Annotated in this window: 7 protein-coding genes; all 7 read right to left on the bottom strand. The window is 44.2% G+C overall.

Features of this window, described 5'->3' with window-relative positions; all coding sequences use genetic code 11:
- Positions 1-133: 133 nt before the first annotated feature.
- Positions 134-721, bottom strand: a complete 588-nt coding sequence (ilvN, locus tag PLH26_RS11220) for an acetolactate synthase small subunit (protein ID WP_324586108.1) — start codon at positions 719-721, stop codon at positions 134-136.
- Positions 722-823: 102 nt separating this feature from the next.
- Positions 824-2,599, bottom strand: coding sequence for a biosynthetic-type acetolactate synthase large subunit (gene ilvB / locus PLH26_RS11215; RefSeq protein WP_324586107.1), 1,776 nt, complete (start codon positions 2,597-2,599; stop codon positions 824-826).
- Between the two features lie 36 nt (positions 2,600-2,635).
- Positions 2,636-3,220, bottom strand: a complete 585-nt coding sequence (locus tag PLH26_RS11210) for an ORF6N domain-containing protein (protein WP_324586106.1) — start codon at positions 3,218-3,220, stop codon at positions 2,636-2,638.
- A 158-nt stretch (positions 3,221-3,378) separates the two neighbouring features.
- Positions 3,379-5,067 carry a dihydroxy-acid dehydratase gene (gene ilvD / locus PLH26_RS11205; RefSeq protein ID WP_324586105.1) on the bottom strand — a complete coding sequence of 563 codons (1,689 nt, stop codon included), beginning with the start codon at positions 5,065-5,067 and terminating at the stop codon, positions 3,379-3,381.
- Positions 5,068-5,098: 31 nt separating this feature from the next.
- Positions 5,099-6,214 carry a 3-isopropylmalate dehydrogenase gene (gene leuB, locus PLH26_RS11200; RefSeq protein ID WP_324586104.1) on the bottom strand — a complete coding sequence of 372 codons (1,116 nt, stop codon included), beginning with the start codon at positions 6,212-6,214 and terminating at the stop codon, positions 5,099-5,101.
- A 32-nt stretch (positions 6,215-6,246) separates the two neighbouring features.
- Positions 6,247-6,843 carry a 3-isopropylmalate dehydratase small subunit gene (gene leuD, locus PLH26_RS11195; protein ID WP_324586103.1) on the bottom strand — a complete coding sequence of 199 codons (597 nt, stop codon included), beginning with the start codon at positions 6,841-6,843 and terminating at the stop codon, positions 6,247-6,249.
- 43 nt (positions 6,844-6,886) lie between these two features.
- Positions 6,887-8,215: 3-isopropylmalate dehydratase large subunit (gene leuC, locus PLH26_RS11190; protein WP_324586102.1), on the bottom strand; the 1,329-nt coding region annotated here is incomplete at its 5' end.

Below are 8,215 nucleotides of genomic sequence, written 5' to 3'. Positions count from 1 at the left end.
TACTACATTTTCTTCCACGCCGCCGAAATTTAATTTTGCCATCTTTTTAATTTGATGATTTGATGATTTGAAAATTATTGAATTATGATCCTTCTGAAGTTTTACATTAATGCTGTTCAGCTAACGCTGATATTTACATACTGAACACTTCGTCCTGCTTATCTAAAAACTCATTCTCCACTATTTCTTCGCCGGGCTTCTCCTCTTCAAATTCCCTGAGCTTTTCATAAAAACCATTGCTCTCATTGATAATCGCAACTCTTGCGCTGCGCACAAACTCTATCAATCCCAGGGGACCGAGCACTTCTATAAGATTATTGATCTCTTCGCGGTGACCCGAAGTTTCAAAAACAGTATAATCCTTCCTGATCACTACGGCCCTTGCACCATACTTACGCAATAATCTTTCTACTTTTACATCTTCAATTACCTTATCGGTAGACAGTTTATACAAAGCCATCTCCTGCCACACAATTTCATCATTGTTATTGTAGTAGGCCTTTAGCACTTCCACCTGCTTCTCAATCTGACGCACTAATTTTTTAACTACCTCCTCCACTTCATTGATAACAATAGTGAACCGGTGGATCCCTTCTATCTCAGACGGAGAAGTATTTAAACTTTCAATATTGATCTTGCGCCTTGAAAACATAATGGCAATGCGGTTCAGCAAGCCAATATGATTTTCGGTGTAAACCGTAATGGTATATTCCTGTTTCATATATAACCTCCATCCCGCAACAGCGGGAAATTTGATTTTCAGTAATAAAATATTTTTACAGCTCCTTTTCGCTCACCTTTCACTTCTCATTCTCACCCCTCCCTACTTCAATCGTATCTCCGACACCCCGCAACCCTGGGCCACCATAGGGAACACATTATTCTCCTTGCCTACCATAACTTCCAGCAAATAGGCCCCTTTATGATTCAGCATTTCATCAAGGGAGCTTTTTAAATCTTCCCGCTTTGAAATGCTTTTACCGGCAATGTCATATCCTTTGGCCACCATCACAAAATCGGGACTGGTGATGTTTACAAAAGAGTATCTTTTATCATTAAATAATTGCTGCCACTGGCGAACCATCCCCAGAAAATTGTTGTTGAGAACGATGATCTTTACATCCACATTGAATTGCATAATAGTACCCAGTTCCTGAAGCGTCATTTGAAAACCGCCATCTCCGATTATAGCGATCACGCTCCGGTGAGGAGCGCCGAATTTGGCTCCTATTGCAGCGGGTAATGCAAATCCCATTGTTCCCAGTCCGCCGGAAGTAACATTGCTTTTGCTTTCATTGAAATTCGCGTAGCGGCAGGTTACCATCTGGTGCTGTCCCACATCCGTTACCAGAATGGCTTTGCCTTCTGTAAACTCATTCAATACTTTTATTACTTCCCCCATTGTCATAACCTCACCTGTAGGATTAAGCTCATCGTGAATAACAATTTCCTCTTCCTGCTTTTTCATATCCTTAAATTTCTGCAGCCATTCGGGATATTGCTTTTGCTTAATTAATGCAGTTAATAAAGGCAGGGTTTCTTTACAATCGCCCCATACAGGCACTGTAGTTTGTACATTTTTATCAATTTCTGCCGGATCAATGTCTAAATGAATGACCTTGGCCTGCCGGGCATATTTATCGAGCCTGCCCGTAACCCGGTCATCAAAACGCATGCCTACGGCTATCAGCACATCACATTCATTGGTCAGTACATTAGGACCATAGTTACCGTGCATACCCAACATACCCACATTGAGCGGATGATCCGTAGGCAAAGCGCTTAAGCCCAATACCGTCCATGCAGAGGGTATCCCTGCTTTTTCGATAAACGCCCTGAACTCTTTTTCAGCCTTCCCCAAAATAACACCCTGTCCAAACAGCACAAAAGGCCTTTCCGCGGCGTTGATCAATGCTGCTGCTTCTGAAATATACTCTTTGCGCACATTGGGTTTGGGCCTGTAGCTGCGTACATGATTACAAGGTGCATACCCGGGATAATTGAATTTTTGAACCTGTGCATTTTTGGTAATGTCTATTAATACGGGTCCCGGTCTTCCGGTACGTGCAATATAAAATGCCTTGGCCAGCACCCCGGGGATCTCAGTAGCATCCGTTATCTGGTAGTTCCATTTGGTTACGGGTGTTGTAATATTAATTACATCCGTTTCCTGGAATGCATCGGTACCCAATAAGTGTGCGAATACCTGGCCGGTAACACATACCAGCGGTGTGCTGTCGATCTGTGCATCAGCCAGCCCCGTTACCAGATTGGTAGCGCCCGGGCCACTGGTTGCAAACACCACCCCCACTTTTCCCGATGTGCGGGCATAGCCCTGCGCTGCATGTATACCACCCTGCTCATGGCGTACCAGAATATGGTTTAAAATATCGTTATAGTCATATAAAGCATCATAAATAGGCATTATCGCACCACCGGGATAACCAAAAAAATCAGTAACTCCTTCAGCAACCAGTGCTTCCAGCACAGCCACACTTCCACTTACTGCGGTTCCGGTTTTAGCCTTACCCTGTGGCTGTTTTGCGATCGCTTCGCTCTCTGATTTCTTCTTTTTCATTATTTCAGTTGTGGTACTCATGGTATTTTCAATTTTGAATTACAATAATTACTATTATTATTTTTTAAACCCAATTCTCTCCCGCTCATCCCATTCTCTCTGTCTGTTTTCTTCTACTGCTTTTTTATCCAGCATGTTTTCCAAAGCGTCATAAATTTGGTTCAATTGAGCATCATGTCCATCTATCCGTTCCCTCAAATCATCAACTGCTTTTAAAACCTCTGCGTATTGTATCACCAATTTTCGCATGGCGATAAAAGCTTTCACTATGGCAATGTTCATTTTTCTCGCCGTAGGGCTTTTCAACACACTGGCCAACATGGTTACACCATGTTCGGTAAAAGCATATGGCAGCAAGTCTCTTCTTCTCTTCTTTTGTGAACTCCCTATATTTTCAGGAAGCGCATCTTGTTGGTTGTCAGCATATTCTGTATATGAGGTCACAAATTGTGACCTCATCCCTCTCCATTCAGTCCTTGTTAACTGAAACATAAATTCGGCTGGAAAGCTCCCGATATTTCTTTTAACTGCCTGATTAAATGCTTTCGTCTCTACATTATACAATCCGGCCAAATCAAAATCCAGCATCACCTTCTGGCCGCGTATTTCATATATTTTGTTCTGAATGACCTGTAGTTGCATGGGTGTTTATTTTTCATGGTTCAGCAGGTTCCACAGGCGGATATATATGATCATCTACCTGCAAAAAAGCGCAGGACTTAAGGCGAAAAACCATTCACTATTCATTATTCACAATTAACTGTTCGCCCTTCCGAACGGCATTCACACTCTTCACCCCACTATTCATCCGTTACACAACCTTCGCTGGCATCCTTAACACTAACAGCATATTTATATAAAACACCTTTGGTTGCTTTCAAAGCAGGTTTTTTCCAGGCTGCTTTGCGGCGTGCAATTTCGCTGTCGCTTACTTTTAAGATAAGCAGGTTTTTTGTTGCATCTATCTCAATGATATCATCATCCTGCACCAAACCTATTAATCCGCCTTCGTAAGCCTCCGGTGTAATATGTCCTACTACAAACCCATGGGTGCCGCCACTAAATCTTCCATCGGTAATCAATGCCACCGACTTGCCCAGACCGGCGCCGATGATAGCCCCGGTTGGCTTTAGCATTTCGGGCATGCCCGGGGCGCCTTTCGGCCCCTCATTTTTAATAACAACAACATCACCGGACTTAACACGTCCGTTGGAAAGTCCGGCAATCAGGTTTTTTTCTCCGTCAAATACCCTTGCCGGTCCCTCAAACCGTTCACCCTCTTTACCGCTGATCTTGGCTACACTGCCTTTTTCGGCCAGGTTGCCATAAAGGATCTGAAGATGCCCTGTTTTTTTAACGGGCTTTTCAAGTGGATAAATAATATCCTGGGTTTCAAAATCTATGCTTTTAACACCTGCTAAATTTTCTGCTATGGTTTTACCGGTCACCGTTAAGCAATCGCCGTACAGCAAACCTTTATCAAGCAAATATTTCATTACCGCAGGAATACCGCCATGTTCATGCAGATCCTGCATGAGGTATTTCCCTGAAGGTTTAAAATCAGCCAGCACAGGGGTTTTATCACTGATGCGCTGAAAATCATCCTGCGTTATTTCAATACCCACACTTTTTGCAATGGCAATAAAATGCAATACCGCATTCGTGCTTCCACCCGTTACCATGATCACAGTGATTGCATTTTCAAATGCTTTACGGGTCATGATATCCGTAGGTTTAATGTCTTTTTCCAGCAGCAGACGGATCGCTTTGCCTGCGGCAAGACACTCCGCTTTCTTTTCTTCACTCAATGCAGGGTTGGAAGAGGAATAAGGCAGACTCATGCCCAAAGCCTCAATTGCCGAAGCCATGGTATTTGCTGTATACATGCCGCCACAGGCACCTGCGCCGGGGCAACTGTTCATTACAATACCTTTAAAATCTGCTTCACTCAGGTTACCTGCGATCTTTTGCCCCAATGCTTCAAACGAGGAAACAATATTGAGGTCCTGGCCTTTATAATGGCCCGGGGCAATGGTACCGCCATATACCATTATAGCCGGCCGGTTCAAACGGCCCATGGCCATAACACTCCCCGGCATGTTTTTATCGCAACCCGGCAGGGCGATCAGTCCGTCATAATATTGCGCTCCGCAAACCGCTTCAATGCTATCCGCGATAATATCGCGGCTAACCAGTGAATAGCGCATGCCATCTGTACCATTGCTGATGCCGTCACTAACGCCAATTGTATTGAAGATAAGCCCCACCATATCATTATCCCATACGCCCTGCTTTACGATCTTCGCCAGGTCATTCAAATGCATATTGCAGGTGTTGCCATCCCATCCCATGCTCACAACGCCTACCTGTGCTTTTTTCAGATCCTCATCAGTAAGGCCGATGCCATACAGCATAGCCTGTGCGGCGGGCTGCGTAGGGTCCTGTGTAATTGTTTTTGAAAATTTGTTCAGCTCTATATTTTTATTCATCTGTTGTGCTTATTTTATCTGAAATCTCAAATTATATTATCGTTGACTTCCTTAATTCTCCATCTGATTCATGTTCCTCTCCCGGCACTTTATTGTTTACATATTCGCAGATCAGCTCGCCAATGGTACTGGTTAAATAAAAACTTACCGGGTCAATATCCCTCGTCACAAAATTGTGCTTGAGTGTCCAGTCTACAGCTTCCCGTACTATTGCAGCTTCAGCTTTCATATTAAAGTATTCCAGCAACATGGCCGCCGATAAAACAGACCCTATAGGATTGGCAATGTCCTTGCCTGCTGCCTGCGGATAAGAACCATGAATAGGTTCAAACAAAGCCACACCACTGCCAACCGAGGCCGAAGGCAATAACCCGAGAGATCCGGCAATTACACTGGACTCATCGCTGATGATATCGCCAAACATATTTTCAGTTAATATTACATCGAATTGTTTGGGGTTGATGACGATCTGCATAGCCGCATTATCAACAAACATATAATCTACCGCCACATCGTTGTACTGCCCTGCCAGATCCTGCACAACCTTCCGCCATAATCTTGAAGTTTCGAGCACATTGGCTTTGTCAACAAGTGTTAGCTTTTTACGACGCTGCCGTGCATATTGAAAAGCAAGATGGCTTATGCGTTCAATTTCACTACGGGTATATATGCAATTGTCTGATGCCTCTGTTTGCTCTTCATTCATTTCCTTTTTACCGAAATAAATACCGCCGGTGAGCTCACGGAAAATAACAAAATCGGTACCCTCAATATTTTTTGATTTCAAAGGCGATAAATGCTGTAAAGACGGGTAGGCAGTAACCGGCCGGATATTGGCATACAACTGCAAAGCTTTCCGCAGCTTTAATAAGCCCTGCTCTGGACGCACTTCCGCCGCCGGGTCATTGTCGTACCTGGGATGGCCAATTGCCCCGAACAGTACAGCATCGCTATTGAGGCAGACTTCTATTGTTTCATCAGGCAGCGGGTTACCCGTTTTATCAATAGCATCCGCTCCCATCAGGCAATGCGTATATTCAAACTCATGCGCGTATGTTTTAGCAACAGCATCCAGAATATTAATGGACTGCTGCGTCACTTCCGGCCCAATGCCATCTCCAAAAATTACTGCTATCTTCTTTTTCATCCGAATTAATTCAGGATTACGGAAACAATCAATTACGCATCCTGCTTTTCAAACTGCTCAATCTCAGATCTCATGTTCAACAGATAATCTATATCATCGTAACCGTTCAACAGGCAGGTTTTTTTATAGCTGTTGATATCAAATGACTCTTTTGCCCCGGTTGATGCAATTTTTATATACTGATCTTCAAGACTTACTTCCAGCATCACCGAAGGATCCTTATATATTTCATCAAATATCTGCTGAAGAAAATTTTCCGACACCAGCACAGGCAGTAGAAAATTATTCAAAGCGTTGTTCCTGAATATGTCTGCAAAAAAACTGCTCACTACCACATCAAATCCATAATCTTTAATAGCCCATGCTGCGTGTTCCCTGCTGGAACCGCACCCAAAATTTTTTGCAGCCACCAGGATCTTACCGCTGAATGCAGGGTTATTTAACGGAAACGCTTCTTTGGGTTTTTGCTCATCGCCATTCTCATAGCGCCAGTCGCGGAACAAATTTTTACCGAAGCCTTCCCTGCTGGTGGCCTTCAAAAAGCGGGCGGGAATGATCTGGTCTGTATCAATATTTTCTATTGCCAAAGGAACAGCTCTGCTTTTTACTATATTGATGGATTTGCTCATGTTTAAATTTGATATTTAAGATTTAAGATTTGAAATTTCAAATCTAAATCAGTTCCCGCACATCTGTTACTTCACCCGTTATAGCAGCCGCGGCGGCAGTTAGCGGACTTGCAAGCAACGTTCTCGCTTTGGGCCCCTGCCTTCCTTCAAAATTCCTGTTGGAAGTTGAGATACAGTATTTACCGGCAGGTATTTTATCTTCATTCATGCCCAGGCATGCCGAACATCCCGGCTGTCTTAATACAAACCCGGCATCTTCAAACACTCTATGGATCCCTTCATCTAGGGCCTGTTTTTCTACCTGCTTGCTTCCGGGCACCACCCATACCTCCACGTTATCTGCTTTCTTTTTCCCTTTTACAAAGGCAGCCACCATCCTCAGATCTTCAATCCGGCTATTGGTGCAGCTTCCTATAAATACGTAATCAACCTTTTTACCTTTAATATTTTCGCCGGGAGTTAATCCCATATACAGCAGCGATTTTTCAAACGACGGCTTTTCCCTTTCATCAATCTCACCCAAAGTCGGCACATGACCCGTAATGCCTATTCCCATACCGGGGTTGGTACCATAGGTGATCATGGGCTCTATATCTTCAGCTTTTATATGCAGTTCTTTATCAAATACTGCATCCGCATCGCTGTATAAAGTGCTCCAGTCATTTATTGCTTTCTCCCATGCATCGCCCTCCGGGGCAAACGCTCTGCCTTTCATATAAGCAAAGGTCGTTTCATCGGGAGCTATCATACCGCAACGGGCGCCCATTTCAATGCTCATATTGCAAATGGTCATGCGGGCTTCCATAGATAAGTCCCGTATAGCCGATCCGGCATATTCCACAGCATAACCCGTGGCTCCGCTGGCCGAGATCCGGGCAATAATATAAAGGATGATATCTTTTGAAACCACCCCGCTGTTCAACTTCCCTTCCACGTTAATACGCATGAGCTTAGGCCTGGTCTGCATCAGGCATTGTGTAGCCAGCACCATTTCTACTTCGCTGGTGCCGATACCGAAAGCAATTGTGCCGAAGGCACCATGCGTGGAGGTATGACTGTCGCCGCATACTATGGTCATCCCCGGCTGCGTAATGCCCAGTTCAGGACCAATTACATGAACAATCCCCTGGTAGGGATGTCCCAATCCATACAGTTCAATGCCAAAATCGGCACAGTTCTTTTTTAGCTGCTCAACCTGTATGCGCGATAATTCTTCTTTAATAGGCAGGTGCTGATCTAAAGTAGGTACATTGTGATCTGCCGTGGCCACCACCTGGCCGGGCCGAAATACTTTGAGCCCTCTTTGCTGAAGTCCTTTAAACGCCTGCGGGCTGGTTACTTCATGAATAAAATGTTTATCAATATACAACAC

The organism is Agriterribacter sp. (assembly GCF_035444585.1).
Classification (GTDB): domain Bacteria; phylum Bacteroidota; class Bacteroidia; order Chitinophagales; family Chitinophagaceae; genus Agriterribacter.
This window is presented reverse-complemented; position numbering and strand designations above follow the sequence as displayed.